The 25226-nt window shown below is 72.5% G+C and carries 25 protein-coding genes; 3 read left to right on the plus strand and 22 right to left on the minus strand.

Annotated elements, in window-relative coordinates; genetic code table 11:
- Positions 1-121: 121 nt before the first annotated feature.
- Positions 122-1948 carry an alpha/beta hydrolase gene (locus ACFWI8_RS23810; protein WP_387094946.1) on the plus strand — a complete coding sequence of 609 codons (1827 nt, stop codon included), beginning with the start codon at positions 122-124 and terminating at the stop codon, positions 1946-1948.
- A gap of 622 nt (positions 1949-2570) precedes the next feature.
- Here ACFWI8_RS23810 and ACFWI8_RS23815 read toward each other — a convergent pair.
- The 6 genes from ACFWI8_RS23815 to ACFWI8_RS23840 form a co-directional block, all read right to left on the minus strand.
- Positions 2571-4004: an AI-2E family transporter gene (locus ACFWI8_RS23815; protein WP_387094948.1), complete on the minus strand. Its 1434-nt coding sequence runs from the start codon at positions 4002-4004 to the stop codon at positions 2571-2573.
- Positions 4005-4169: 165 nt separating this feature from the next.
- On the minus strand, positions 4170-4889 hold the full coding sequence (locus ACFWI8_RS23820) for a transglycosylase SLT domain-containing protein (protein WP_387094950.1): 720 nt from the start codon (positions 4887-4889) through the stop codon (positions 4170-4172).
- Positions 4890-5297: 408 nt separating this feature from the next.
- Positions 5298-6599 (minus strand): PhoH family protein, encoded by a 1302-nt coding sequence (locus ACFWI8_RS23825; RefSeq protein ID WP_311601217.1) that lies wholly within the window; start codon positions 6597-6599, stop codon positions 5298-5300.
- Positions 6600-6977: 378 nt separating this feature from the next.
- A complete protein-coding gene (locus tag ACFWI8_RS23830; protein WP_387094952.1) occupies positions 6978-7766 on the minus strand; it encodes an isoprenyl transferase in 789 nt (262 codons plus the stop codon).
- A gap of 230 nt (positions 7767-7996) precedes the next feature.
- Positions 7997-8779: a prepilin peptidase gene (locus ACFWI8_RS23835; protein WP_387094954.1), complete on the minus strand. Its 783-nt coding sequence runs from the start codon at positions 8777-8779 to the stop codon at positions 7997-7999.
- Positions 8780-8947: 168 nt separating this feature from the next.
- Positions 8948-9505, minus strand: coding sequence for a DUF1990 family protein (locus ACFWI8_RS23840; RefSeq protein WP_387094956.1), 558 nt, complete (start codon positions 9503-9505; stop codon positions 8948-8950).
- 111 nt (positions 9506-9616) lie between these two features.
- On the opposite strand from ACFWI8_RS23840, the gene ACFWI8_RS23845 reads away from it, so the two are divergent.
- Entirely contained in the window at positions 9617-11371 is a 1755-nt protein-coding gene (locus tag ACFWI8_RS23845; RefSeq protein ID WP_387094958.1) for a serine/threonine-protein kinase, read from the plus strand.
- A gap of 15 nt (positions 11372-11386) precedes the next feature.
- Here ACFWI8_RS23845 and ACFWI8_RS23850 read toward each other — a convergent pair whose 3' ends face one another.
- The 16 genes from ACFWI8_RS23850 to ACFWI8_RS23925 form a co-directional block, all read right to left on the minus strand.
- Positions 11387-12127 carry an OmpA family protein gene (locus tag ACFWI8_RS23850; RefSeq protein WP_387094960.1) on the minus strand — a complete coding sequence of 247 codons (741 nt, stop codon included), beginning with the start codon at positions 12125-12127 and terminating at the stop codon, positions 11387-11389.
- A gap of 13 nt (positions 12128-12140) precedes the next feature.
- A complete protein-coding gene (locus ACFWI8_RS23855; protein ID WP_387094961.1) occupies positions 12141-12734 on the minus strand; it encodes a hypothetical protein in 594 nt (197 codons plus the stop codon).
- Positions 12735-12770: 36 nt separating this feature from the next.
- Entirely contained in the window at positions 12771-13328 is a 558-nt protein-coding gene (locus ACFWI8_RS23860; RefSeq protein WP_387094963.1) for a hypothetical protein, read from the minus strand.
- Between the two features lie 32 nt (positions 13329-13360).
- A complete protein-coding gene (locus ACFWI8_RS23865; RefSeq protein ID WP_387094965.1) occupies positions 13361-13561 on the minus strand; it encodes a hypothetical protein in 201 nt (66 codons plus the stop codon).
- A 321-nt stretch (positions 13562-13882) separates the two neighbouring features.
- Entirely contained in the window at positions 13883-14218 is a 336-nt protein-coding gene (locus tag ACFWI8_RS23870; RefSeq protein WP_387094967.1) for a hypothetical protein, read from the minus strand.
- Between the two features lie 13 nt (positions 14219-14231).
- Positions 14232-14894 (minus strand): hypothetical protein, encoded by a 663-nt coding sequence (locus ACFWI8_RS23875; RefSeq protein ID WP_387094969.1) that lies wholly within the window; start codon positions 14892-14894, stop codon positions 14232-14234.
- 27 nt (positions 14895-14921) lie between these two features.
- Entirely contained in the window at positions 14922-15221 is a 300-nt protein-coding gene (locus ACFWI8_RS23880) for a WXG100 family type VII secretion target (protein ID WP_311601163.1), read from the minus strand.
- 94 nt (positions 15222-15315) lie between these two features.
- Positions 15316-16209 carry a DUF5936 domain-containing protein gene (locus tag ACFWI8_RS23885; protein WP_387094971.1) on the minus strand — a complete coding sequence of 298 codons (894 nt, stop codon included), beginning with the start codon at positions 16207-16209 and terminating at the stop codon, positions 15316-15318.
- Between the two features lie 15 nt (positions 16210-16224).
- Positions 16225-17202: a type II secretion system F family protein gene (locus ACFWI8_RS23890; protein WP_387094972.1), complete on the minus strand. Its 978-nt coding sequence runs from the start codon at positions 17200-17202 to the stop codon at positions 16225-16227.
- Positions 17202-18542, minus strand: coding sequence for a CpaF family protein (locus ACFWI8_RS23895; RefSeq protein WP_387094974.1), 1341 nt, complete (start codon positions 18540-18542; stop codon positions 17202-17204). Before ACFWI8_RS23895 ends, ACFWI8_RS23890 begins: the two co-directional genes overlap by 1 nt.
- A gap of 15 nt (positions 18543-18557) precedes the next feature.
- Positions 18558-18935 (minus strand): TadE/TadG family type IV pilus assembly protein, encoded by a 378-nt coding sequence (locus ACFWI8_RS23900; protein WP_387094975.1) that lies wholly within the window; start codon positions 18933-18935, stop codon positions 18558-18560.
- Between the two features lie 2 nt (positions 18936-18937).
- Positions 18938-19300 carry a TadE/TadG family type IV pilus assembly protein gene (locus tag ACFWI8_RS23905; protein WP_387094977.1) on the minus strand — a complete coding sequence of 121 codons (363 nt, stop codon included), beginning with the start codon at positions 19298-19300 and terminating at the stop codon, positions 18938-18940.
- Positions 19297-20520 (minus strand): CpaE family protein, encoded by a 1224-nt coding sequence (locus ACFWI8_RS23910; RefSeq protein ID WP_387094978.1) that lies wholly within the window; start codon positions 20518-20520, stop codon positions 19297-19299. Before ACFWI8_RS23910 ends, ACFWI8_RS23905 begins: the two co-directional genes overlap by 4 nt.
- Before the next feature lie 21 nt (positions 20521-20541).
- A complete protein-coding gene (cpaB, locus tag ACFWI8_RS23915) occupies positions 20542-21294 on the minus strand; it encodes a Flp pilus assembly protein CpaB (RefSeq protein ID WP_311601154.1) in 753 nt (250 codons plus the stop codon).
- Positions 21295-21373: 79 nt separating this feature from the next.
- Positions 21374-22258 (minus strand): hypothetical protein, encoded by an 885-nt coding sequence (locus tag ACFWI8_RS23920; protein WP_387094980.1) that lies wholly within the window; start codon positions 22256-22258, stop codon positions 21374-21376.
- Positions 22259-22352: 94 nt separating this feature from the next.
- Complete coding sequence (locus tag ACFWI8_RS23925) at positions 22353-23624, minus strand: alanine racemase (RefSeq protein WP_387094981.1); 1272 nt, start codon at positions 23622-23624, stop codon at positions 22353-22355.
- Between the two features lie 176 nt (positions 23625-23800).
- Between ACFWI8_RS23925 and ACFWI8_RS23930 the strand changes: the two genes are divergently transcribed.
- Positions 23801-25012 carry a pyridoxal phosphate-dependent aminotransferase gene (locus tag ACFWI8_RS23930; protein ID WP_387094986.1) on the plus strand — a complete coding sequence of 404 codons (1212 nt, stop codon included), beginning with the start codon at positions 23801-23803 and terminating at the stop codon, positions 25010-25012.
- Positions 25013-25226 lie beyond the last annotated feature (214 nt).

Consider the following 25226-nt stretch of genomic DNA (forward strand, 5'->3'; position numbering starts at 1 on the left):
TCGGCATAGGACAGGCAACGCCACGTACCCGAGTGGCGTCTGATCATCTAGCGTGAGAGCTACAGCGAGTGCCGGCCTGGGGCTGAGGTGGACCTGGGGCTGAGGTGGACGGGGGCCTTCCGTGGACAAGCAGACCGCGCGGGAGGAGCCGCCGGCGCTTCCGCCACCGGAGGAGCGCACGGACGCACCCGCCCCGCACGCGCTGCGTGCCGCCGGCGCGCGGGCCTTCGAGCGCGCCGCCGCCGTGGCCCGTCACCCCTACTGGGAGCGCCCGAGCAGCGAGTGGCTGGTCAGGCGCTGGCCCGACCTCACCGCCTCGCTGGCCGCCACCTTCTTCTTCTGGCTCTCCCTCACCCCGTCCCTGGTCCCCCGCCCCTGGTACTACCAGGGCGCCATCGGCGGCATCACGGCCGCCATCGGGTACGGGCTCGGCGCGCTGCTCGCCTGGCTCTACCGGCTGCTGTTCCCGTGGCGCCCGAGCGAGCGCGTCAGGGCCCGTTGCTGGCTCGCCTTCCTGGTAGCCCTCCCGCTCGCCATCGCCTTCCTGCTCGGCCGCAGCGCGGACGGGCAGCGCGAGCTGCGCCGGCTCCAGGAGCTGCCGCCCACCCTCACCTGGCACTCGCTGATGATCGCGCTGATCTCGTTGACGGTGCTCGGCCTGCTGCTGCTCGTCGCCAGGTCCATCCGGCTGGGCACCCGGCAGCTCACCAGGCTGCTCAACCGGATCATGCCCTGGCCGGCGGCGGTCGCCCTCGGACTCACGCTCAGCACCGCCATCACGGTCATCGGCATGCGCGACGTGGTCTGGGACCGCGGCATCCTCGAGGTCGCCGACCGGCTCGCGGCGGCCAAGGACGAGTCGACCGACCCCGGCGTGATGCGGCCCTACACGCCCACGCTCTCGGGCAGCCCCGACTCGCTGATCTCCTGGGACGACCTCGGCAACAAGGGCCGCACCTTCACCGGCACCGCCCTGTCGGCCGACGAGATCGCGGAGTTCGGCGGCACCGAGGCGGCCCTCGACCCGATCCGGGTCTACGTGGGCCGCAAGGCGTACGACGACTACGCCGACGGCGCGGAGCTCGCGGTGCGCGAGCTGGAGCGCACCGGCGCGTTCGACCGCGAGGTGCTGGCCATCACGGGCACCACGGGCACGGGCTGGGTCAACCCGACCACCGTCGAGGCCCTGGAGTACATGCACGGCGGCGACACCGCCGTGGTGGCCATGCAGTACTCCTACCTGCCGAGTTGGGCCTCGTTCATGGTGGACAGGGAGGAGGCCGGCCGGGCCACCGAGGAGCTGTTCGACGCCGTGCACGCGCGCTGGGAGCAGGAGCCGGCCGCCGAGCGGCCGATGCTGTTGGTGTTCGGCGAGAGCCTGGCGGTCTCGGCGATCGAGTCGGCCTTCGACAATCTGGACGACCTGCTCTCCCGCACGGACGGCGCGCTGCTCATCGGCCCCCCGGATTTCAGCCCGATCCACAGCGAGCTCACCGAGCGGCGGGACGCCGGCAGCCCCATCTGGCGGCCGGTCTACGACGACGGCCGCCACGTCAGGTTCGCGCAGTTCCCCGACCGCGACCTGCGGCTCCCGGAGGGCGAGCCGTGGCTCGAACCACGCGTCGTCTACCTGCAGAACGCCTCGGACCCGGTGGTCTGGTGGTCACCCGACCTGCTGTTCCGCCGCCCCGAGTGGCTGAACCGGCCGCTCGGCCCCGACGTCACCTCGTCCGTCGACTGGTTCCCCTTCGTCACCTTCTGGCAGACGACCGTCGACATGGCCAACTCCTACGGCGCCCCGGCGCCACACGGCCACCGCTACGGCTCCAACCCGGTCGACGCCTGGGCCGCGATCGCCCCACCGGACGACTGGACCGCGACCGACACGGAACGCCTCTCCTGGCTCCTCGAAGTCCGCCACCCACCGAGGCACGGCTGGGCGGGCTGAGCCTGGCGGCTCCCGCTCCGAAGGAGCGGCGCCCGGGCGCGAGCCAGGCGCCGCGGGCGGCCACCGGCTCGCGCCGGACGCGGCCCCGCCCCTCCGGGCGGAACAGGCCGCCGGCCTACCGATTCGAAGGAGCGACAGGCCGCCCGCGAGCCAAGCGCACGGGCGGCCACCGGCCGGCGCCGGGCTTGACGGGCCCCTCCGGACGGAACAGGCCTACCGGCCTACCGGCTCGAAGGAGCGACAGGCCGGGCACGAGCCAAGCGCCGCAGGCGGCGCCGGGCGCGGCCCCGCCCCTTCGGGGCGGAACGGGCCTGCCGGTTGCGGGCGGACGCGTCGAGCGCCGATGGGCCGTCGAGTCCGCCCTGGCGGTGCGGCGATGAGCCACGGCGTCGCGCGGGTGGCCGCCGCAGGCTACGGGTGAACGGCCGCGCGGAGTCGGAGCGCCGGCCGACGTATGGCCGTGGGACGGCCCAACGGCTCGGACCCACCGCCCGGAGGAACGGTGGGCCCGGCGAAGCCGGCGGGACCGCCCGGAGGGCGACTCACCGGCCGTCAGGCCGGGCGCCGCTCCGGAGGAGCGTGGCCGCCGGCGGTCCTTCGGACCGGTAGGCCGGCAGGCCGGTCACGTCGGGGGCGGCGGCGTGGGGGCGATCTCGGCGATCGTCGCGCCGCTGGTGGCGGCGCGGCCGGCGCGGGCGTCGAGCTCTTCCTGGTAGGCCCGCAGGTAGCCGACCACCGTGCTGGTGACCGCGATCAGCGGCACCGCGACGACCGCGCCCGGGATGCCGGCCAGCATGGAGCCGGCGGCGACGCCGAGCACCACGGCCAGCGGGTGCACCCGCACCATCCGGCCCAGGATGAACGGCTGCAGGATGTGGCCCTCGATCTGCTGCACGAGCAGCACCACGCCGAGCACGATCAACGCGTCCACCGCGCCGTTGGTGACCAGGGCCACCACCACGGCCAGGGCGCCGGAGGCGATCGCGCCGACCAGCGGCACGAAGGCCGAGAGGAAGACGATCACGCCGAGCGGCACGGCCATCGGCACCTCGAGGACGAACAGCCCGACGCCGATGCCGAGCGCGTCGATCAGCGCGACTATCACCGTGCCGCGCACGTAGCCGGTCAGCGTGATCCAGGCGCGGGGCCCGGCGCCCGCCACGCCCTCCCTGGCGGACCGCGGCACGAGGCGCAGGAACCACTGCCACACGCCGGCGCCGTCGTAGAGGAGGAAGAGGACCACGAACAGCGCGAGACCCGCACCAGTGAAGAACTCCACCGCGTAGTTGACGCCTTCGAGGCCGGCCGAGGTCAACTCGGAGCTGTGGTCAGCGATCCAGTCGTTGATGTTCTCGGTCCACTCGTTGATGTTGTCCTCGGTGATGTCGAAGGGCAGTTCGAGGAGCCAGTTCCGCACCTGCTCGATGCCGTCCTGCACCTGCTCGACCAGGCGGTCCGAGTTCTCGATGACCTGCCAGACCACGAACCAGCCGACCAGGCCCATCGCCGCGAAGCCGCCGAGCGCCGTGATGGCGGTGGCCGCGCCGCGGCCGATGCCGAGTCGCTTGAGCCAGCCGACGAACGGCTGGAGCGCGGCCGTGATCAGCAGGCCGGCGGCGAACGACATCACCAGCAGGCTGACCGAGCTGACCACCTGCATCACGACCCAGAGCACGCCGGCGAGCACCAGCATCCGCCAGCCCGCCTCGGCCGCCACCCGCACGCCCCACGGGATCGCCTCCGCGGGCTCGGGGCGGCGCGGCAACGGCACCTCGGCCGTGCGGGGCGGCGGCTCCTCGCCGCCGTCTCCACCGACCGCCGACGTTTCCGGCGGCGGCCCGCCCGTCAGTATGGCCTGCCTCGCCCTGGCCTCGAACGTCTGTCCGCCCCCAGGCCCGGGTCCCACGGCGGCGCGCGCCGCCGACACCTCTGCCTCGCCGCGCTCGCCGGCCTCACGCTCCCGGCGTTCCTGCTCGCGCTCGGCGTCGCCCCGCAATCGCGAAACGCGCGAGCCGACCCGCGACAAACCGGCCCCGAGCCGGCCAAGTCTCGACATCCCTGGTCCCTCCGCCCCCAGCTTCATCTCACCGCAAACGCGACTCGACGTTACCCCGGGCCGCCGGACGGCGGGATATCCAACCGGAATCAGTGCTGTCACAAGCGAGGTCCCCGAGCCGAGCGGCTCGGGGACCTCACGTGAAGATCGCCGGGATTCTCCGGATCAGTACCAGTTGTTGACGGTCCAGAAATCCCACGCACCGCACGGGCTGCCGTAGCGGTCGTTCATGTAGTTCAGGCCCCAGCGGATCTGGGTGGCCGGGTTGGTCTGCCAGTCGGCGCCGGCGGAGGCCATCTTGGAGCCGGGCAGCGCCTGCATCAGGCCGTACGCGCCGGACGAGGGGTTGGTGGCCTGGTAGTTCCAGTCGCTCTCGTGGTCCACGATGTTGGAGAAGCACTGGAACTGGTCCGCGCCGACGATCTCCCTGGCCATCTGCTGGATCTCGGCCACGCTGTACGAGGACTGGACGGCGTAGTCGGCCGACGCGCTCGCGGACTGGGCCTCGGCGGCGGCCTCGGCCGCCTCGCGCTCGGCGCGCTCCTGGGCCTCACGCTCCTCGGCGGCCCGGCGCTCGGTGGCGTCCTCGGCGGCCTGGATACGGGCCGCCTCCTGGGCGGCGATGCGCGCCTCCGCGTCGGCGGCGACGGACTGGACCTCCGCCTGCTGGGTCAACGACGCGGTGTGCAGCTGGGCATTCGTGCCAGCGGGTATCTCCGAGAGCAGCGTCGCTGAGGCCGGGACGACCTCCAGACCCTCGGCGGCGGCGCCCTGCTCGTCCCCTGACGCCACGCCGACGACGGCGCCGACGCTGGTCACAGCGGTGGCGGACGCCACTGCGAATCCCCGGACCGAAATCCCGGTCACACGGTTTCCTTCCGACATCGCCCGCTCGTCACCTCACGGGCACAATCGTGCCCCTGGCTCGGGCCTCCCCTGGTGCCGTTGCGGCGGGAGGCGCTGGCCCGGACGGGAACCCGAGCGAGATGCGCACGGGGACCCGCGTGGTGCTTCGGGCGGCATACGGCGAGCGGCTGTTCAGTTGTAAAAAGCAGTCCTTGCGGTGCCCTTGGGGGGCATCGGTTGCCGTATGCGGGGCCTGACAGACGCACACACTGCCGGAAGCGAGAGCCGGGAAGCAATTCGACCCCGTGTGGGAAAGCTCACACGGGGTCGGGGCTTGTCAAGTCGGCGAAACCCGGAATTGACGGGCCTGCCTGGGGTTTCCCGGGCGGGGGAGGCGCCCCGGCGGGGGATAACCGCCGGGACGCCTGTTTCGCGCCGTTGGGGCGACTAAATGCGCCCCTCTTCCAGCATTTCGGTCACCAGCGCGGCGATCGGGGAGCGTTCGGAGCGGGTCAGGGTCACGTGCGCGAAGAGCGGGTGGCCCTTCAACTTCTCGACCACGGCGACCACTCCGTCGTACCGGCCCACGCGCAGGTTGTCCCGCTGCGCCACGTCGTGCGTCAGCACCACCCTGGAGTCCTGACCGATCCTGGAGAGCACCGTCAGCAGCACGTTGCGCTCCAGCGACTGGGCCTCGTCCACGATGACGAACGCGTCGTGCAGCGAGCGGCCGCGGATGTGGGTGAGCGGCAGCACCTCGAGCATGCCGCGCGCCACGACCTCCTCGATGACCTCGCGGGTGGTGACCGCCGAGAGGGTGTCGAAGACGGCCTGCGCCCACGGGTTCATCTTCTCGGCCTCGGTGCCCGGCAGGTAGCCGAGGTCCTGGCCGCCCACCGCGTACAGCGGCCGGAAGACCATCACCTTGCTGTGCTGCCGCCGCTCGAGCACCGCCTCGATGCCGGCGCACAGGGCGAGCGCCGACTTGCCGGTGCCCGCCCGGCCGCCCATCGAGACGATCCCGACCTCCGGGTCGAGCAGCAGGTCGAGCGCGATGCGCTGCTCCGCGCTGCGGCCGTGGATGCCGAACGCCTCCCGGTCGCCGCGGACCAGCCGGATCCGGCCGTCGGGCGCGACCCGGCCCAGCGCACGGCCGCGCTCGGAGGAGATCACCAGGCCGGTGTGGACGGGCAGCTCGGCGGCCACCGGGTCCTTGACGCTCTCGGCGGCGAAGAGCTCGTCGACCGCCTCGGCGCCCAGCGAGATCTCGACCATCCCCGTCCAGCCGTCGGCCTCGGTGATGGCCAGCTCGGCCCGGTACTCCTCGGCGGCGAGCCCCACCGACGACGCCTTGATGCGCAGCGGCAGGTCCTTGGAGACGACCGTCACGTCATGGCCCTCGGCCTGCAGGTTGCGGGCCACGGCCAGGATGCGGGAGTCGTTGTCGGGGAGCCGGCCGCCACCGGCGCGCATGGCCGGGGGCAGGATGGTCGGGTCGGAGTGGTTGAGCTCGACGCGGAGCGTGCCGCCGAGCTCCCCTACGGGCAGCGGCGCGTCGAGCCGCCCGTGCTTGACCCGGAGTTCGTCCAGCCGGCGCAGTACCTGCCGCGCGAAGTATCCGAGCTCAGGGTGGTGCCGCTTGTCCTCCAACTCGGAGATGACGACGACGGGCAGCACCACCTCGTGCTCGTCGAAACGGGTGATGGCCGCCGGATCGGCGAGCAGGACACTGGTGTCGAGGACGTACATGCGCCGGTCGCTGGAACGCTTCTTGCTGCTGGCCACGTGTGGACGAACCCCCTCGGACGAGGTGTGGAATCAAGGCGCCGCCCAGGGCGCCGGGGGCTGAGAACCGGCCCCGGCCCGCCGCGCACGGGCCAGGACCCGGCCCAGATCCCCACGAGAGAAGGGGGTGACGTGGTGCGCAAACGGGCCTCCCGGCGGACCGCGCCGACGCACGGTCCGCGAGGAATATGCCCGCGCCTTGCGCATCTCATGCGAAGAACGCCCTGGACGGCCGCCCCGCGACAGTGTGGTGACCGCCTATGGCCCCGAGGCTATCCGCCCGGAAATGGGGGTGAAAGTGCCGATGGTCCCTAGCTGAAGTCGCCAGGCACCTCGGGCCGCCTAGACGCCGTACCTGCGGTGCCTGGCCGCGTAGTCGCGCAGTGCGCGCAGGAAGTCGACCTTGCGGAAGGCCGGCCAGTACGCCTCGCAGAAGTAGTACTCCGAGTGGGCGCTCTGCCAGAGCATGAAGCCGGAGAGCCGCTGCTCCCCGCTGGTGCGGATCACCAGGTCGGGGTCGGGCTGGCCGCGGGTGTAGAGGTGGTCGGAGATGTCGCTCGTGGTGAGCGACTCGGCGACCTCCTCGAGGGACTGGCCGTCGGCGGCCCGCTTGGCGAGCAGCGAGCGGACGGCGTCCGTGATCTCCTGCCGGCCGCCGTAGCCGATGGCGACGTTGACGAGTATCCCGGGACGCTGTCCGGCCAGCTCCTCGGCCTCGCGCAGCACCCGGCGGGTGCGCTCCGGCAGCACGTCGAGCGCGCCGACATGGTTGACCCGCCAGCGGCCGTCCTCGGCGAGGTCGCGCACGGCGCCCTCGACGATGGAGAGCAACGGGGTCAGCTCCTCTTCCGGCCGGTTGAGGTTGTCCGTGGAGAGCAGCCAGAGCGTGACCACCTCGACGTCCGTCTCCGAGCACCAGCCGAGCAGGTCCCTGATCTTGGCGGCGCCGGCCTCGTGGCCCTCTCTGGTGGTCCCGCCCGACGCCTTGGCCCAGCGGCGGTTGCCGTCCAGGATGACGCCGATGTGCTTCGGCCCCCGGGCGGTGTCGAGGTGGCCCTCGACCCGTCGTGCGTACAGTCGGACGGCGACGCGACGCAGGGTGTTCTTCATCGCGCTCTTGATCGCGCTCATCGTGTGTGTCAGCCCCTCCTGGCCCTCTCCCCGTGCCCGGGCACTCTAGCGCCGCCACCCCCAGGCACGAACCGGAACCGGTGGATCCGGCCAGCCGGACGGCGGGCCCGGGTGGGCGGGATCCGGGCAAGAAAAAGCGGGCCGGTCCGTGGGGGGGGTTACGGACCGGCCCGAGGGGGGGATTCCACCGTAACGCATGTCGGTGCCTGGCGTATGCACCTGGGCGTGATTTAGCTCGCGAGTCCCGCCAGCGTCAGGCCGGCGAGCGCGCCGAGAGCCATGAAGGGGCCGAAGGGCACGGCCGTCCTCCGGCCCGCCCGGCCCGCGATGACCAGGGCCGTTCCGTAGCCGGCGGCCAACAGGAAGCCCACGAAGGTGCCGGCGAGCACCGCGGGCCAGCCGTACCACCCAAGGGCTACGCCCACGGACAACGCCAGCTTGACGTCGCCGAAACCCATGCCGCTCGGGTTGACGACGAACAGCAGCAGGTAGCAGGCGCCGAGCGCGAGGCCGCCGAGCAGCGCGCCGGGCCAGCTGCCGCCGGCGCCGGGCAGCGGCGCCGCCACGCCGAGCCCGACGAGGAGCCCGCCGGCCAGCGGCAGCGTCAGGGGGTCGGGCAGCCGCTGCACCGCGAGGTCGACCGTGGCCAGCAGCACCATCACGGGGGCGGCGAGCAGCCAGACCACCAGCTCGGGGCGGCTCCCGACGGCGGCGGCGAGCGCGGCGCAGCAGCCGGCGGTCGCCAGCGCCGTGCCGGTCGCGGCCCCGGGCCGCGGGGCGGTCGGCGGGCAGCCCGCGCAGCGGCCGGCGCCGAGCCAGCCGGCGGCGACGCGGCCGGTGAGCCGGTGTCCCGCCGGGCAGGTGTCGCGCCAGGGTTCCCCGGCGGGCACGGCGAACCGGTAGACGGGGCGGGCCAGCAGCGCGCCGACGAGGGCGCCGTAGCCGCCGGCGGCGACGATCAGCAGCGGGTGCACGGGGCGAGCGTAGGTGAGGACGCGGGTCAGGAAACCCATGCGGGCCGGTCTGCCCGAGTGGGGGGATGGGCAGACCGGCCCGTGAGATGGGCCGGACCGGAGCGGGGGGGTGGCTCACGGTCCGCCCGGCCAGCCGTCGCCGGGGTGGGAGTGGCGACGCTGGCAGTACAAGGCGCCGGCTGGGGTGCCGACACGGGGAACCATACATCACGGTCTCTCCGGCTGTGACCCCCCTGGTCCGTGGCCCCGGCAGACCCGGCGCAACGCCCGACCGTAGCGGCGGGCGGCGGCCCGCTGCGCGATCCGGGCCAGCGGACCGGCCAGTCCGACGTACCAGACGCCGGGCCTGCTGACGGCCGTCACCGTGAGCCAGACGGCGTCGTCGGGGTCGCGCGTCACGACGAACGACTCCTCGCCGCGCTCCGGATGACCGGGCAGCGTGCCGTAGGCGAAGCCGACCCGGTCCGGTTCCCGGACCGTCCACACGACGCGGCAGTCACCGTCGAACCGCAGCGGCCCCACGCCGAACGCGACCGTGAGCCGCACCCCGGGCTCGGCGACCTCGGCCTCGTTGGTCACCCGCACCCCGGCCGCATGGTGCATGCGCCAACGCAGCACGGCCTCGCCGGCCGCGACGGCGAGGGCGGGGCCGTCGCCGAGCCGTACCCGCTCGCGCAGCAGGTGGTAGCCGGCGGGCGGCGACGGGACGGGCCGGCCGGCGGTGACGCCGACGTGCGGATAGCTGAAGTCGCTTCGCTCACTCACTGCCGTGTCCTCTCCGCCGCGCCTCGCCGCCGTGCCTCGCCGCCGTGCCTTCGCTCCGCACTAGGATGCGACGCACGGTACGCGAACTGGCGGTCGATCCGGGGGCATTACGTGACAGGAGTGACGGGGCGGTCGGGTCAGGACTCCGCCAGGTTCCGGGAGCTCGGGGACACCGATCCCCGGCAGGTGGGCGACTACCGCGTCCACGCCAGGCTCGGCTCGGGCGGCATGGGCAGCGTGTACCTCTCCTACACGCCCGGCGGGCAGCCGGTCGCGCTGAAGGTGGTGCGGGCCGAGTTCGCCGACGACCCGGACTTCCGCCGGCGCTTCGCGCGCGAGGTGACGGCGGCCCGCCGGGTGCAGGGCGTCTACACCGCACCGGTGCTCGACTGCGACACCGAGGGGCCGGCGCCGTGGCTGGCCACCGCCTACGTCCCGGGGCTGCCGCTCGGCGACGTCGTCGGCGACCACGGGCCGCTGCCGGTGGAGACGGTGCTGCTGCTCACGGCCGGCGTGGCCGAGGCGCTGCAGTCGATCCACGCGGCGGGGATCGTGCACCGGGACCTGAAGCCGGGGAACGTGCTGCTGTCCGCGGACGGCCCGAAGGTGATCGACTTCGGCATCGCGCAGGCGGCCGACGGCACGGCGCTGACCGGCACGGACGTGCGGGTGGGCACGCCCGCCTTCATGGCGCCGGAACAGATCATGGGCACCCCGGCGATCTCGGCCGCGACGGACGTCTTCGCGCTGGGCGTCGTCATCCACTACGCGGCCACCGGCGGCCACCCGTTCGGCGAGGGCTCGGCACACGGTCTGATGTACCGCATCGTGCAGGAGCCCCCCGAGCTGTCCGGCGCGCCGGAGGCACTGCGCGGCCTGATCGGCGCCTGCCTGGCCAAGGACCCGGGCGCGCGTCCTTCCCCGGCCCAGATCATCGAGTCCTGCCGGCTGCTGTCGCCAGGACAGACGCTGCGCCGCGAGGGCAGCTGGCTGCCGGCGGAGCCGGCGGCACGCGTCACGGGACTGCGGCGGACGGGCCTCCCGACGATGCCGGCGACGCCGCCGGCGATGCCGCCGGCCACGGCACTCCCACCACCCGACGGCGGCCGGCGCCGCCTCGCGCTGCTGCTCACCGCCACGGCGGTGGTGGCGACGACACTCGGCGCGGTGCTGGGCGCGCGGCTGCTGGCCGGCGACACGTCGGACGACGCCGCGGCGGGGCGCGACGAGCCGGGAGCGACGGACGGCGCGACCTTGGAGGAGGCGGGCGCGGAGGAAGGGGGCTTCGAGGAAGGCGGCTCGGAGGAAGGCGGCTCCGCCGAGGCGGGCGAGGGCGACGAGCCGGTGCGGGACGGGGCGTATGAGGTGGTCAGGAGCGAGGTGGCGCTACCGATTCGCGCGCCGGTGTATCAAGACGACATCGACCCGGCCCTGGGCGAGTGCTACGGCGCCAACATCACGCTGCTCGACCTGTCGGGCCTGACGGTCGAGACCGGGCTCACTTACGGCAGCTTCGACCACTTGGAGAGCGAGGCGGGAGTCCGGTACATGTTCTGTGACTCGGACGAGGTCTCCGAGGACGGTATCTGGTTCGATCCCGCACTCTTCGCGGGCACGACCGAGGATCCCGAAGTCGACGCGGCGGGGTGCTACGAGGCCGCGCACACCTCTCAGCTCCCCAACCCCGTGCCGCCGGAGGACATCCTGAACGACACCAGCCTCCGCGAGAACACCGGCGTCTGCGTGGAGGCCCCGGACGGCACGCTGGTGCTGCTGTGGATCGACTCCGTCGAGCCGGACCCCAACAACCGTGACCTTCGCAGCTACCTCACCACCGCGACCCAGTGGCGGCCCGCCGACTCGTGACGGCGGGCCGGGGCTTCACTCCGTGGTGGGCCAGGAGATCTCGACCCGCCGGTTGCGCTGCCGGCCGTCCTCGGTGGCGTTGTCGTACAGCGGGTAGTCCTCGCTGTAGCCGCGGACGTTGAACTCTATGCCGGACGGGTCCTCGATCAGCCCCAGCAGCACCTGCTGGGTGTTGCGGGCGCGGTCCTCGGAGAGCGCCAGGCCGTAGTCGTAGTCACCCTGGTCGTCGGTGAAGCCGAAGATGTTGACCCGGGCCGGCTGGTACTCCTCGATGGCGGCGGCCACCTCGAGCAGCGCCTCCTCCGCCGCGGAGGAGAGGTCAGCGCTGTTCTCGGCGAAGAGGACGTCCGTCTGCAGCGTGAACTTGTGGGTACCCCCTGTCTGTTCCTCGCGTTGGCCGCCTCCTCCGCCGTTGGGCTCCTCGCCACCGCCGGTGTCCTCAGGGCTCTCCTCCGGGTCCGGGGTCGCGTCCGGCGTCTCGGTGGGGGTCTCTGTGGTGTTCTCACCGGTGCCGAGGTCCTCGGTAATGAACTTGACGTCCAGGACACGAGGTTCGGCAAGGGTGGCACCGTCGGCCAACATCAGCCCGGCCGCTTCCGGGTCGACCTCCGGAGTGGCGGGGGCCTCGTAGCCCGGTGGCTGCTCGACACCGTCGTCGCCCTCGTCCGCCACCGCGGGCGTTCCGAAGACCAACACGGCGGCCCCGGTCAGCGTGACCACGGCGACACGGCCTGAGTGGTGTGCTCGGTTCGTCATCAGCCAGCTCCGCTCAACGGATCTCGATGGTGGCCGGGGGCAGGTCGGCGACCTGGAAGTCGACCTGGGTCGTGCCCTGGTCGGGTGCTGGGAACTGCGCGTACCAGGGGACGGTGGCGCCGGCTTCGATGCCGTTCCCGAATCCGGTGCACAGGCACCTGCCGGTGGTGTCCCGGAGGATCAGGTACCGCTTGCCTTCCTCGTGCGCGACCACGGTGGCGCCGGCCATGGAGAAGCCGTTCTCCACCAACTCGTTCTCGGAGCCGGCCCAGAAGAGGTCGAACAGGGTCTCGTCGCCACCGTTGTGCAGGGTGCCCTCGACGGTCAGGAACCCTCCGGCCTCGCGCTCGGCTCGAGTGACCGTCAGCGTCTCGTTGTTCTGCCCGCTCACCTCGGCGAGCGGTTGGACCTCCTCCGCGTCGGCCTCCTCGCCCTCGCCGGACTCGCCGTCGTCGCTCGGCGTGGTCTCCGTGGTCTCGTCACCAGGCGAGGCGCTCTCCTCTTCGTCGCCCCCGCCGCCGCCACAGCTGGCCACGGCGATCACCAGCGCGGCGCCGAGCGCCACCACGATAAGAATCAGACGGGACTTGCTATCACGGAGATCCATTGGGCGCCGGTCCTTCATGCGTCAGCGTGTCGGTGGTCAGTCTTCTAGATAGACCCGGAACAGGTCGCGCGCTTCGGGCCGTTCGTCCTCGTTCCCCGGGTCGAACTCCCAGCGACGCTCCTCGCATTCGAGTTCGATGCGATCGGCCTCCTTCGTGGTGGTCCGGCACAGGCCCTCGATGACGGCACGTCCCGTGGCGGCCGCCCTGCTGCCTCCGGTGCCAGGGATCACCGTGTCGCCGAGCGTGTCCGTGGTGGTCACGTCCACCAGGTAGCCGGTCTGGTGCACATCGCAGGAGTCGACCGCTGCGTCGTTCCTGGCGGCCAGGCTCGCGGCGGCGCCACAGGCGGATCCCGTTTCGAAGTCCTCCCCGGACAGGATGTCGTCGAGCGCCTCCTCGTCCTCCCCCTCGTCCTCGATGGCGTCGAGGAAGCGTTCGTAGAGCCGGTCACGCGCCTCCGTCGTCGCCGCGAGGGCCGCGGCGTCGGCTGCCGACTGTCCACCGCTGCGGAGCACGGCGGCTTGGGCGAAGACGAAGAAGACCAGTGCGATCGTCAGCAGACCGGTGATCAGCGCGACGTAGAGCGGGAACACCGCCCCCCGGTCGCCACCGGACGGCCGGGCGTTCAGCCCCCCAGTACCCGATTGACCTGCGTCTGGATGAAGTTGCCGATCTGCTGGTCGAGCCCAAGGCTCAAGACCACGACGACGATCCCGGCGATGAGCAGCAGCAGCCCCGCGTACTCCACGAACCCCGCGCCGCGGTCCGTGTAACGGCCCTGTGTCCGTTCCGCGATGGCGCGTCCCCACTGCAGCAGCCTGCTCATGGCGTCCCTCTCTTCCGGCTGGTGTCGGCGCAGCCGGGTTCCTCGGGCTCCTGCCCCTCCGGTCCACACGGTACTGCGGAGCGGCGGCCTGGGGTATGGGGGGCGGGGGGCAACTCTGCCCAGGTGGCGTGCTCTTGACGGTGCGGCGCACCATGCCCGACCCCCTCCCAGCGGGCGAACCCGTACACATGTCGGCACTGACTGTGCCACACCGAGCGCGACTTGGGCAGGGAGACCCGGTGAACGAACGGCGTCGCCCGGCGTCGTGCCGTGCGGTGCGGCGGTGCCGAGCAATGTGCCCGTCGCGTGGTGTGGCGAAACTCAGACCGCCTGCTGGCCACCGCCGTTGCCACCGTCTCCGCCGCTCTCGCTCAGCGAGCTCTCCAGGTCGGTCTCGAACTCGCCGACGGTGCGGATCACCGTGTCGGCCATCTCGGCAAGTCCTTCGAGCTGTTCGCTGATGTCGCCGCGGCCGTCCTTCCAGCCGCTGACGAAGTCGTCGAGGGCGTCCACGATCCGGTCGTCGCCGAACGAGTCGTTGTACTGGTCGAACGTGTCGCCCGTGCGGTTCATGTACTCCTTGACGCTGCGCAACTGCGGGCCGAATTCGCTGAGTTCAGTCAGCGGAATGGCCATCCGCTCGCCGCTGTCCGCCATGGTGTGTTCCCCCCTACTCGCTGGTTTCCGGAGCGCCGACGAAACGGAAGGTGGAGGTGATGGCGTCGAAGACGTCGAAGAACGAGTCGGCCAGGTCGAGCACCTGGCTGCTGCCGGACACCAGGGCCACCGCCCCGTCGTCGCCGGGGACCGGGATGAACGTCTGCATCAGGACGGCCCGGACGGTGCGCGTGTCGCCGGGGACCGGGATGTCCTCGATGCCGCGGGTGCGGGCCGCGGTGCCGACCTCCGGGATGTCGACGGTGCTCACCTCGCGCCAGGCGTCGCCCTCGCGGCGGGCCTGCCGGGTGCCGAGCTGGCGGACGATGGCCGCCGGGTCGGTGGGCAGCACCTCGCCCGACGAGGTGCGCGCCCCCACCAGGGAGACCGTCACCGAGGCGGTGATCGGCGGCCCGCCGCCGAAGCTCTGGGCCATGCAGCCGCAGTACTGCGCGCCCGAGTCCCAGGCCTGGCGGGCCTGCCGCCGCAGGAACGAGGTGATCACCTCGCGGTGCTCGGCCATCTCGGGGACGGCGCGCACCCGCTCGTCCACCATGCGCCGGATGCTGTTGTCACGCGTCTCGGGGCGCAGGTCGAACTCCCACCAGGAGTCCGGCACCGATATCCGGAAGCCCTGACGCTCGATGGTGACCGCGTCGGCCCACTTGTCGGCCATGCTCGTCGCTCCTTAGCTCCCGGCCGGCTAGCCGCGGAGACCTTCCTCTAGCTGCTGGTCGAGATCGGAGAAGCCGTCGGCCGCGCCGTGCAGGAAGTCGCCGAGCCCCTGGAGCGCCTCGAGGGTCTGCCGGGCACCGTTGGTGAACTCGTCGTACTTCTGGTCGAACGCCGTGGCCGAGCGGGACACGTAACCGTCCTGGACGAGGTCGGATATGTAGGTGCGCAGCTGCGTGAACTTGTCCAGCAGTGCGTCCTTCTCCTCCACCAGGCGGTCCCCCGCGCTGTGCATATCCGCGTATGTGACGTCGAGGTCACCTTCGGCCATGAGTGACACCCCCTTCGGTCCCAGGTTAGTGGTGATCGCGTCCCGGTGGTCCAACGGGTTCGTAACAGGACCTCGACACGACGGTCAGCGGTCATCAGCGGTTGTCGAGTATCGCCCCGAAGTCGGTGCCGGAGCCGAGGATCATGCCGGTCACGATGATGATCATGGTGGCGGGGACCATGAACACCAGGGTCGCCATCGTCGCCATCGGGATGGCGCGGGCGGCGCGGCGGCGGGCGTTCTGGGCGTCGGTGCGGCGCATGTCCTTGGCGATCTGGATCAGTGTCTCGGCGATCGGCGAGCCGAGTTCCTCGCCCTGCTGGAGCGCCGAGACGAACTGGTTCACCGGCTCCGAGTCGTTGCGCCGGCGCAGCTCCTCGAACGCCTGGCGGCGGGAGACGCCCACGTCCATCTGGCGCAGCGTGATGCGGATCTCGTCGGCCCAGGGCCCCTCGTAGCGGGCCGAGACCCGGTCCAGGGCCTGGCGGAAGCCGAGTCCCGCGGAGACGACGACGGCCAGGACGTCGAGGAAGTCGGGCAGGGTGCGGTCGATGACGTCGCGGCGTTCCCTGATGCCCTGCCAGATGGTGGCGTCGGCGGCGAACAGGCCGAAGGCGGCGGAGAACAGACCGAACACCGGCCAGCCGGCGGCGAGGAAGAGCAGGGTGGTGAGCAGGCCGAAGACGCTGTAGACGGCGCGCCTGGCGGCGTACCTGTCGATGGTCAGGCCGCCCGGGTGGCCGGCCTGGTCGATGCGCCGACGCTTGCGGTCCACCGCCTTGCGGCCCATCAGCCGCAGCACCAGGGGCGCGAGGCGGATGCCGAGCCGGTCGACGAGCGAGCCGCTCGCCGAGACCCGGGTGGAGCCCATCTCCAGCGCCAGGGCCAGGTCGGCGGGGAGCGTGGCGCCGGAGCGCAGCATGCGGACGGCCGTGACGATGCCGAGGACGGCGGCGCCCATCGCGAGGCCGAGGAGCAGTCCTACCACGGGGTTGGCACCTTCCTAGACGTCGATCCGGCCGAAGCGGCGGACGACGACGAAGCCGACGATGTAGAGGCCGAACGCGACGACCATGGCGATCTGGCCCGCGACGCTGCCGGTGACCCGGCCGAGCGCGCCGGGCGACATGGCGTTGATCATGAGCAGCGCGCCGAGGCCGAGGGCGGGCACGGTGACGGCGGTCGCGTTGATCTCGGCGAGCATGGTGCGCACCTCCCGCCTGGTCTCCTTGCGCTCCTCCAGGGTCTCGGTGAGGTTGCGCAGCGAGGCGACGATGGTGCCGCCGGCCCGGTTCGCCAGGATCAGGGTGGTGACCAGCACGTTGAGCTCGCGGGACGGCAGCCGGTCGCCGAGGTCGGCGAGCGCCTCCTCCATCGACCGGCCGACGGCCAACTGGTTGGCGACGATGGCGAGTTCGGCGCCGGCCGGATCCTCCATCTCCTCGGCGGCCATGGAGAGGGCGGTGCGCATCGCCAGGCCGGCGGCGGTGCCGTTGGCGATCAGCCGGGCGAGTTCGGGGAGTTGGCCGATGAAGCGTTCGGTGCGGCGGGCGCGCTGCCAGTTGAGGAAGGCGTTGCCGGCCCAGAGCGCGACGGCGCCGCACAGCGGGCCGAAGAACGGTGCGAGCACGGCGGAGCCGATCAGCCAGAGCGCGGCGACCGCGGCCAGCACGTAGGCCGCGTACTCGCCGACGGTGAGGTCGAGTCCGGTGGCCCGCAGCTTGAGTCGTAGCCGACGGCCGAAGTCGGTGTCGCGCAGCCGCCGGTCCAGGGCGTCGAAGCGGCGCCGGCGGCCCGGCGGTCTGGCGGCCGGCTGGTCGCCGCCGGCCCCGCCCGCGGCGCCGGCCTGCGGCGCGGCGAGCCGGTCGAGCAGGGTGCGGGCCTGGGCGCGCCCCGAGGCGTAGGCGTGCAGCCCGGCGACGGCGCACACCAGCGCGAGCAGGGCGAGGCCGAGGGCCAGGGTTGAGAGGCCGCTCTCCATCAGTACGCCTCCCGGGTGGCGAGGTGGGTGTCGTCGAGGTGGACGCCGAACGCCTGCGGGATCTGTTCGCCGGCCAGGTAGAGGCGGTCGGCGACGGCCCGAGGCACGGGGTGGTGCGTGAACCTGCCGTGCACCCTGCCCTCCGGCGTCATGGGCTCGGCGTGGAACGCGGCGACGGTGGCGATGCGGAAGGGCTCGCGGCCGTGCGAGGCGAGGAACGCGACCTCGGCGATCCGGCGGGAGCCGTCGGGGTGGCGCACCAGTTGGACGAGAACGTCGACGGCGCTGTTGATCTGGTCGCGCAGCGCCTCGAACGGCACCTGGAGCTCCGACATGGACGCCAGGGTCTGCAGCCGCATCAGCGCGTCCTCGGCGCTGTTGGCGTGGACGGTGGCGAGGGAGCCGTCGTGTCCCGTGGACATGGCCTGGAGCATGTCGAGCGTCTCGCCGCCGCGGACCTCGCCGACGATGATGCGGTCGGGGCGCATGCGGAGGGAGTTGCGGACGAGGTCGCGGATGGTGACCTCGCCCTTGCCCTCGATGTTGGGCGGCCTGGACTCCAGGCGGATCACGTGGTTCTGCTGGAGTTGGAGCTCGGCGGCGTCCTCGACGGTGACGATGCGCTCGCCGTCCGGGATGAGGCCGCTGAGGGCGTTGAGCAGGGTCGTCTTCCCGGAGCCCGTGCCGCCGGAGACGATCACGTTGAACTTGGCGCGGACCAGGGCCGAGAGCAGCAGCACCAGGTGCTCGTCGAGGGTGCCGAAGCCGATGAGCTCGGGGAGGGTGTAGGCGCGGGGGAAGCGGCGGATGGTGAGGGTGGCGCCGGAGAGGGAGAGCGGCGGGATGATGACGTTGACGCGCTCGCCGGTGGGGAGGCGGGCGTCGACCATCGGGTTGGACTCGTCCACGCGGCGGTTGACGGTGGAGACGATGCGTTCGATGGTCTGCATCAGCTGTTCGTCGGAGGCGAAGCGGAGCGGCAGCCGCTCGACGCGGCCCGAGCGCTCGACGTAGATGTGGTCGGGGCCGTTGACCATGATCTCGGTGATGGAGGCGTCCTCGAGGAGCGGTTCGAGGATGCCGAGGCCGAGGGCCTCGTCCACGACGCGGCGGATGAGGAGCGTGCGCTGCTGGGTGGAGAGCACGGGGCCCTCGCGGCTGAGGATGTGGCCGAGGACCCGCTCGAGGCGGTCGCGGCGCTCGGCCGTGGAGAGGGACGACATCTCGGCGAGGTCGATCTCCTCAAGCAGCTTGGCCCGGTACGTCGCGACCAGCCGGCTGTCACCCGGGCCGGCCGCGGCGGGCTCCTCGGGGGCGGTGATGCGGGACTTCAGGCCCATCGCACGTGCTCGCTCTCAGTCGCAGGGCATGGTGACGGTTCGGCTGGCCGAGCCGAAGTCCTGGATGAACGGCAGGACGGAGGGGACGGGGACGGAGGCCGTGACGGTGGCCTCGTCGCCGCAGGCCGAGAGGTCGAAGCTGGCGCCCTCGGCGAGGAACCCGCTGATCGCGGCCCGCCCGTTGGCCTCGTACCGGTCGGCGATCTCCTCCTGCGCGGCCGTCCGCGCGGCCGCGCGGGCCGCGGACCCCGCCTGGAGGGCGGCGTACCCGGCGACGCCGAGCTGGATGGCCGCCAGCGCGACGATGATCAACAGCGGCACCCAGCCGGCGAACTCCACGGCGGTGACACCGCGGTCGCCTCCCCCACCCGCCCGCCGCGCAGTGTTTCGCATGGCTACCCCTCCTCTATCGCGCCGGCGCGGCCGGTGACCGTGACCGGGAGGCTGAAGGCGCCGGGGAAGAGCACCGGGACGCGGAGTTCGACCACGGCCTGCCGGACGTCGCCCTGGAGCGGGCAGGAGACGGAGGCGTCCCAGGCGCCGGATATGTGCTCCAGGGCCGCCTCCGCGCAGTCGCCGCCGGCGGCGGCCGCGCGGGCGCCCTCGTCGGCGGCGTTGCCGGCGAGCGAGAAGGTGTAGCCGATCACCACGCACTGCCAGATGACCGCCAGCATCACCAGGATCAGCGGGAACAGGCCCGCGAACTCGACGAGGACCGCGCCCCGGTCGCGGTCGCCCGGCGCGGCGGCCGCGTTCACGGCCGCCTGCCCCTGCGGCGGCCGCCGGCCGGGGTGGCGTCGGCCGGGGTCAGGCCGATCTCCGCCGCCAGCGCCCACATGGCGCGCCGCACCTGGCCGCGCGCGTCCAGGTCCTGGATGCGGCCGGCGTCCTGCGCCTCCTGCAGTTCGCGGAAGCCGGCCGGGACCACGGCGCGTGCCACCTGGGTGCCGGTGATCCTGGCGACCAGCTGCGGCTGGATCGCGCTGGCCCGGCCCATCCGGTTGACCACGGTCAGCGTGTCCTGCGCCTTGCGGATCTGCAGCCGGTCCCACATCCGCACCATCCGGTTGACGGCGCGCACCGAGATGACGTCGGGCGTGGTGACCAGCAGCGCCGCGTCGGACATCTCGATCGCCGCCGCGTTGGCCGCGTTCATGTGCGAACCGCAGTCGACGACCACCAGGTCGTACCGGGCGCGGACGGCGGACAACAGGTGGCGGGCGGTGGCCTCGGTGACGTCCTCGCCGCGCTCGCCCTCGGCGGGTGCGATCAGCAGGGCGAGGCCCGTCTCGTGGGGGAACACCGCCTCGCCGAGCACCTGCGACGTGATGTCGGCGATGCCGGCCAGGTCGGCGACCGAGCGGCGGAACTGCACGTCGAAGTAGGAGCCCACGTCCCCGCAGAGCAGGTCGAGGTCGACCAGGATCACGCCGCGCTGGTAGGTGCCCGAGCTCTGTGCGGCGAGCGCCAGCTGGGTGGCGAGCAGGGTGGCGCCGACGCCGCCCTTGGCGCCGGTGACCGTGACGACCCGGCCGCCGGGCCCGGTGGCCACGGCCTCGCCCGCGCCGAGGTGGCGCCGGACGCCGGCCGCCCAGTGCGCCGCCGCGGAGATCCGGGCGGCCAACTCGTCGTAGGACAGCGGGAGGCCCGCCAGGCCGCGGGCCCCCGCGTCCATGGCCGCCGAGTAGAGGCCGGCGCTCGGGTTCTCCGAGACCAGCACCACGGCGACCGCGGGGAAACGGAGCGCCACCTCCCTGATCAGCTCCAACGCCGGCAGCGGGCCCACCCGTTCGTGCAGGACCACCACCTCGGGCAGGTCGGCGACCGAGTCGTGGGTGAGGGCGCTCAGGGTGTCGAGCAGGGTGGTGGAGTCGGGCACGGAGCGCATCGGCTCGCTGTCGGGCAGTTGGCTGAGCAGGGTGAGCAGGGCACGGGCGGTGTCCGGGTCACCCACCGCGGGCAGAACGCGCGTCGTCATCGGATCGGGTCACCTGCTTCCTTAAGGGAAGAGCGCGTCGAGATCGAGGTGCGGATCTCCCGCGTTGTCACCAATGATGGTGTACGTGCGCTCCTCGTCGGGGATCTCCCGCTCCTCCCCGGGCGCGACCAGCGCGAGCCGCACCTGCTCGGCGAACGCCTCGGCGAAGGTGACCCGTTGGGCGTCCACGTTGTCGAGGGCGAAGGTGATGGGGACCGCCTCCGTGGAGTTGCGGTCGTCGTCCGTCACCTCGGTGAGGTCGCCGACCTCGATGACCTCGGCGTTGTTGACCATCAGCCGGACGATCTCGTACTCGTCCTCCTCGCTCTCGCCGTTCCGCTCCTGGACCCGGAAGGCGGCGTACATGTTGATGGTGGCGCCGGGGTAGATCTTGCCGGCCACGCCGGTCGAGGCGTCGATCATGACGGCGATCTCCTGCTGCCCCGGGTCGAGTTCCGGCCGGTCGGAGAGCATGTCGCGCTGGAGCAGGGAGCCTTCACGCAGCGGGCCGACCGCGACCTGGCCCTCGACCTGGTCGAGGTCGGTGACCGCCGTGTCCGGTATGTAGCGCTCGGGCATGGAGACCTCGCGCAACTGGTCGGCCGTCACCTCCTCGTACGGGTCGACGTCCTCGCGCAGCTCGTAGGTCGTGACCTCGGGTCCGACCCTGGACTCCACGTCGTTGACCACCGCGAGCACGCCGGCGAAGGCGCCGAGTGCCAGCAGGACCGAGACGACCAGCAGCAGGATGCCGCGTCGCTGGCGAGCGTTCATGAAACGTGTCTACCTTCTCGTCTTGCGGCACGGGTTCGGTCGGGCTGCCTCGCGTCAAGTGTTTCCCCGGTGGCGGCGGTTATCCGCCCCCGGGCGCCAGGGCTCGGCGACCGGCCGACGCTATGGCGCGCGGCGCCCGGTCCTGGTGCGTCACGGGCGCCGCGCAGAACGCGCAACGGTCGCCGATCAGGCTCAGGCCGCACCAGTGGCAGATCTCCTGCCGCATGGAGCCGACCATCTGGTAGAGCAGAGAGGCGTCGGGGATGGCCGCGGCGAACTCGACGAGCTTGGGGGTGGCCCACCAGTCGCTGGAGTCCGACGGCAGCGGCACCGGGCGCACCGCCTGCACCTGCCACTGGCGGGCCAGCCGGCCGGTGACCCAGGCGCTGTCCAGGTTGCCGGCGGCGTAGGTGAGGGCGGTGGAGAACTGGGGCCCGGCCAGCGGGACGTCCCCCTCGGCGCGCACGAGTTGCGGGGTGGGACCGGCCAACACGGCGCACTGGCCGCCTGGTTGGCGCCCGCCGGCCACCGCCGTGGGGAGCGTGACGGGCACCCGGTCCAGCCGGCTGCCGGAGGCGAGCAGCGCGCCGGCGTAGATGTAGTGGGCGAGCAGGCGGGCGGAGGCGCCGAGCACCCCGGGCCCGAAGTCGCAGACGGAGAGCTGCCGCAGCTGCCGCACGAGCACGGCGGTGCCGAGCGGCGGCAGCGCGCTGGGCAGCAGGGCTATCCGGTCGGTCTCCAGCATGGCCCGCACCGCGTGCAGTCGTTGGACGTGGGCGCGGGGCGTGGTGGTGGGGTAGACGACTATGTAGTACCCGTGCTGCTGGACGAGTTGACCGGCCTCTTCGAGCGCCGCGGCGAACTCCTGCCGGTCCGGCGGGGTCAGCACGTGGGCGCCGGGCGTGTGCGGGTCGGTGGGCGGCAGCACGAGGTCGGCGCTGGTGACCGCGATGGCAGTCGGCATCGCCGCTCCCCCCTTGGTGGTTTGCCCCCAGGACAGCTGTCGGCAGCTTATCGACTGCGGGCCGTCGGCAGAACGCGCGTCAGGAGAACACCCGTCAGAAGAACGTGCGGATGTAGTCGGTGACGGTGCCGTCGCCGGCGACCAGCGGGATCAGCGGCCACTTCTCGAAGATGGTGCACGGATGGGACATGCCGAGCGCCACCCAGTCCCCCACCTCGGGTCCCGCGGCCTCGGCGGCCACGGTGACGAACGCGTGCTGGTCGGCGAGGCGGCCGACGGCGAGCCCGCCGCCGCCGCGCACCCGGCCGTCGGCGCCGCGCACCGCCTGCACCTCGGGCAGGCCCAGGTCGTAGGCGATGTCGCGCTTGCCGGCGTTGAGCAGCGCGAGCCCGGGCTCGGGGCGGGAGACGACCTGGGCCCAGAGCCGGAAGGCGGGCAGCAACGAGCCTTCCTGCGGCACCCGGTTGAACGGCGTGGCGTTGCGGTAGCGGCCGTCGTCGTGGGAGACGTAGGCCCCTGACCGCAGCATCCGGCACACCGGTCTCGAGAGGTCGGGGAGTTCGCCGAACGCCTCGGCGACGGCGTCGAACCAGGCGGAGCCGCCGGCGCTGACGATGATCTCCGGCAGCCCGGCGAACCGGCCCGCCTTGTCGAACTCGACCGCGAGCGCGCACAGCAGGCCGAGCCACTCGCGCACCGACTCGGCGTCGGGGTCTGGCAGTTCGCCCTCGTAGCCGGCGACGCCGACCAGCCGCAGGGTGCCGGCGGCGGCGACCGCGTCGGCCACCTCGGCGGCCTGCGCGAAGTCCCGGACGCCGCTGCGGGCGCCCCGCGCGCCGAGCTCCACGACGACCTCGACCTGTCGGACGGCGCCCGCGGCGCGCAGCGCCTCGTCCATGAGCGCGACGCCGCGCGTGGAGTCGACGTAGCAGACGCAGCGGAAGACGCTGTCGTCGTCCTGCTCGGCGGCGAGCCAGGCGAGCGCGGCCGGGTCGACGAGCTGGTTGGCGAGGAAGATCCGCGGCACGCCGAACGCCCGTGCCACCCGGGCCTGGTGGGGGACGGCGACGGTGATGCCCCAGGCGCCGTGGTCGAGTTGGCGCTGGAAGAGCTGGGGCGCCATGGAGGTCTTGCCGTGCGGGGCGAGGTCGAGGCCGTGCCGGGACGCGAAGCGCTGCATGGAGCGCAGGTTGTGGTCGACGGCCTCGGCGGAGAGGGTGAGCAGCGGCGTTATGAAGCCACCGGTGTAGAGGTCGCGCCGCTCGGCGGCCAGCTCGCGGACCCGCAGTCCCGTCGCGCCGGGCGGCAGGCCCTTGAAACGGAAGTCGATGATCTCGTCGGCGAGCGCGTCGAGCGGTCTGGTCATGGCGACTCCGTGGTCGTGGGAGTGGTGTGGCCGTGCCCGGCTGACCGCCGGGATCCCCGCACCCTACCTAGCACCGGGTAGCCGGTGGGTCAACGGAGCGCGATGACCCCGGGGGCACCCGCGTGGGCGAAAACACAGGGCAGGCCGCGTTACACGGCCGTAAGGTTGCGAACATGATGCAGGTGATCCAGTCGGCCAAGCTCGCCAACGTCTGCTACGAGATCCGGGGCCCGGTTCTCGACGAGGCGCAGCGGCTGGAGGCGGCGGGCCACCGCATCCTGAAGCTCAACACGGGCAACCCGGCGGCGTTCGGCTTCGACTGCCCGCCGGAGATCCTGGAGGACATCCTCCGCAACGTCTCGTCGGCGCACGGCTACGGCGACGCCAAGGGCCTGCTGGCCGCGCGGCGCGCGGTGACCCAGCACTACCAGACCAGGGGGATAGAGCTCTCCGTCGAGGACGTCTACCTGGGCAACGGCGTCTCCGAGCTGATCCAGATGTCGATGCAGGCGCTGCTCGACGACGGCGACGAGGTGCTGGTGCCGGCGCCCGACTACCCGCTGTGGACGGCGTCGGTGGCGCTCGCCGGCGGCACGGCGGTGCACTACCGGTGCGACGAGCAGTCGGACTGGATGCCGGACCTGGCCGACCTGGAGCGGAAGATCACCGACCGCACCAAGGCGTTGGTGATCATCAACCCGAACAACCCGACCGGCGCCGTGTACGACACGGAGATGCTGGAGCGGCTGACGGACATCGCCAGGCGGCACCGGCTCGTGGTGTGCTCCGACGAGATCTACGACCGGATCCTCTACGACGGCGCGACGCACACGTCGACGGCGGCCGTGGCGCCCGACCTGCTGACGCTGACGTTCAACGGCCTGTCGAAGAACTACCGGGTGGCCGGCTTCCGCTGCGGGTGGCTCGCGGTGTGCGGGCCGAAGGAGCACGCCAGGAGCTATGTCGAGGGCCTGACGATCCTGGCCAACATGCGGCTGTGCGCCAACATGCCGGCGCAGCACACGGTGGCGGCGGCGCTCTTCGGGCGGCAGTCGATCGAGCAGCTGGTGCTGCCGGGCGGCCGGATGCGGGAGCAGCGGGACGCCGCGTACGAGCTGCTGACGGAGATCCCCGGGGTGACGTGCGTCAAGCCGAAGGGGGCGCTGTACGCCTTCCCGCGGCTCGACCCGAAGGTGTACAAGATCAAGGACGACCGGCAGATGGTGCTGGACCTGCTGCGGGCCGAGAAGATCATGATCGTGCACGGGACCGGGTTCAACTGGCCCGAGCCGGATCACTTCCGCATCGTGACGTTGCCGCCGGCGGACGAGCTGCGGTCGGCGATCAAGCGGATCGGCTCCTTCCTCGACGGCTACAGCCAGTTCTGACACGGCCGGGCCCTGGCGCGCCCCCGGCGCGCCGCGCGCGGATGTGGCCCGCCACGGGCCGAGGCGGCTGCGCCGCCGGCACCCCCGGCGCTTCGCGCCGGGGGTCGGCCTCCGCGCGAAGCGCGTCGGGAGGGCGGGTGGGTGGGGGGAACCCCCGCGGAGCGCGGGGCGCCCCCCCCCCGCCGCAGGCGCAGGGCCCGCCCCGCGGCCCGCG

This window comes from Streptomyces sp. NPDC127098 (assembly GCF_042722465.1).
Taxonomy (GTDB): domain Bacteria; phylum Actinomycetota; class Actinomycetes; order Streptomycetales; family Streptomycetaceae; genus Streptomyces; species Streptomyces millisiae.

Coding starts and splice junctions, on each gene's coding strand:
- ACFWI8_RS23815 (WP_387094948.1), bottom strand. CDS start 4,004: ATGTCGAGACTTGGCCGGCTCGGGGCCGGTTTGTCGCGGGTCGGCTCG.
- ACFWI8_RS23820 (WP_387094950.1), bottom strand. CDS start 4,889: ATGTCGGAAGGAAACCGTGTGACCGGGATTTCGGTCCGGGGATTCGCA.
- ACFWI8_RS23825 (WP_311601217.1), bottom strand. CDS start 6,599: ATGTACGTCCTCGACACCAGTGTCCTGCTCGCCGATCCGGCGGCCATC.
- ACFWI8_RS23830 (WP_387094952.1), bottom strand. CDS start 7,766: ATGAGCGCGATCAAGAGCGCGATGAAGAACACCCTGCGTCGCGTCGCC.
- ACFWI8_RS23835 (WP_387094954.1), bottom strand. CDS start 8,779: ATGGGTTTCCTGACCCGCGTCCTCACCTACGCTCGCCCCGTGCACCCG.
- ACFWI8_RS23850 (WP_387094960.1), bottom strand. CDS start 12,127: ATGACGAACCGAGCACACCACTCAGGCCGTGTCGCCGTGGTCACGCTG.
- ACFWI8_RS23855 (WP_387094961.1), bottom strand. CDS start 12,734: ATGGATCTCCGTGATAGCAAGTCCCGTCTGATTCTTATCGTGGTGGCG.
- ACFWI8_RS23865 (WP_387094965.1), bottom strand. CDS start 13,561: ATGAGCAGGCTGCTGCAGTGGGGACGCGCCATCGCGGAACGGACACAG.
- ACFWI8_RS23870 (WP_387094967.1), bottom strand. CDS start 14,218: ATGGCGGACAGCGGCGAGCGGATGGCCATTCCGCTGACTGAACTCAGC.
- ACFWI8_RS23875 (WP_387094969.1), bottom strand. CDS start 14,894: ATGGCCGACAAGTGGGCCGACGCGGTCACCATCGAGCGTCAGGGCTTC.
- ACFWI8_RS23880 (WP_311601163.1), bottom strand. CDS start 15,221: ATGGCCGAAGGTGACCTCGACGTCACATACGCGGATATGCACAGCGCG.
- ACFWI8_RS23890 (WP_387094972.1), bottom strand. CDS start 17,202: ATGGAGAGCGGCCTCTCAACCCTGGCCCTCGGCCTCGCCCTGCTCGCG.
- ACFWI8_RS23895 (WP_387094974.1), bottom strand. CDS start 18,542: ATGGGCCTGAAGTCCCGCATCACCGCCCCCGAGGAGCCCGCCGCGGCC.
- ACFWI8_RS23900 (WP_387094975.1), bottom strand. CDS start 18,935: ATGCGAAACACTGCGCGGCGGGCGGGTGGGGGAGGCGACCGCGGTGTC.
- ACFWI8_RS23910 (WP_387094978.1), bottom strand. CDS start 20,520: ATGACGACGCGCGTTCTGCCCGCGGTGGGTGACCCGGACACCGCCCGT.
- cpaB (WP_311601154.1), bottom strand. CDS start 21,294: ATGAACGCTCGCCAGCGACGCGGCATCCTGCTGCTGGTCGTCTCGGTC.
- ACFWI8_RS23920 (WP_387094980.1), bottom strand. CDS start 22,258: ATGCCGACTGCCATCGCGGTCACCAGCGCCGACCTCGTGCTGCCGCCC.
- ACFWI8_RS23925 (WP_387094981.1), bottom strand. CDS start 23,624: ATGACCAGACCGCTCGACGCGCTCGCCGACGAGATCATCGACTTCCGT.
- ACFWI8_RS23930 (WP_387094986.1), top strand. CDS start 23,801: ATGCAGGTGATCCAGTCGGCCAAGCTCGCCAACGTCTGCTACGAGATC.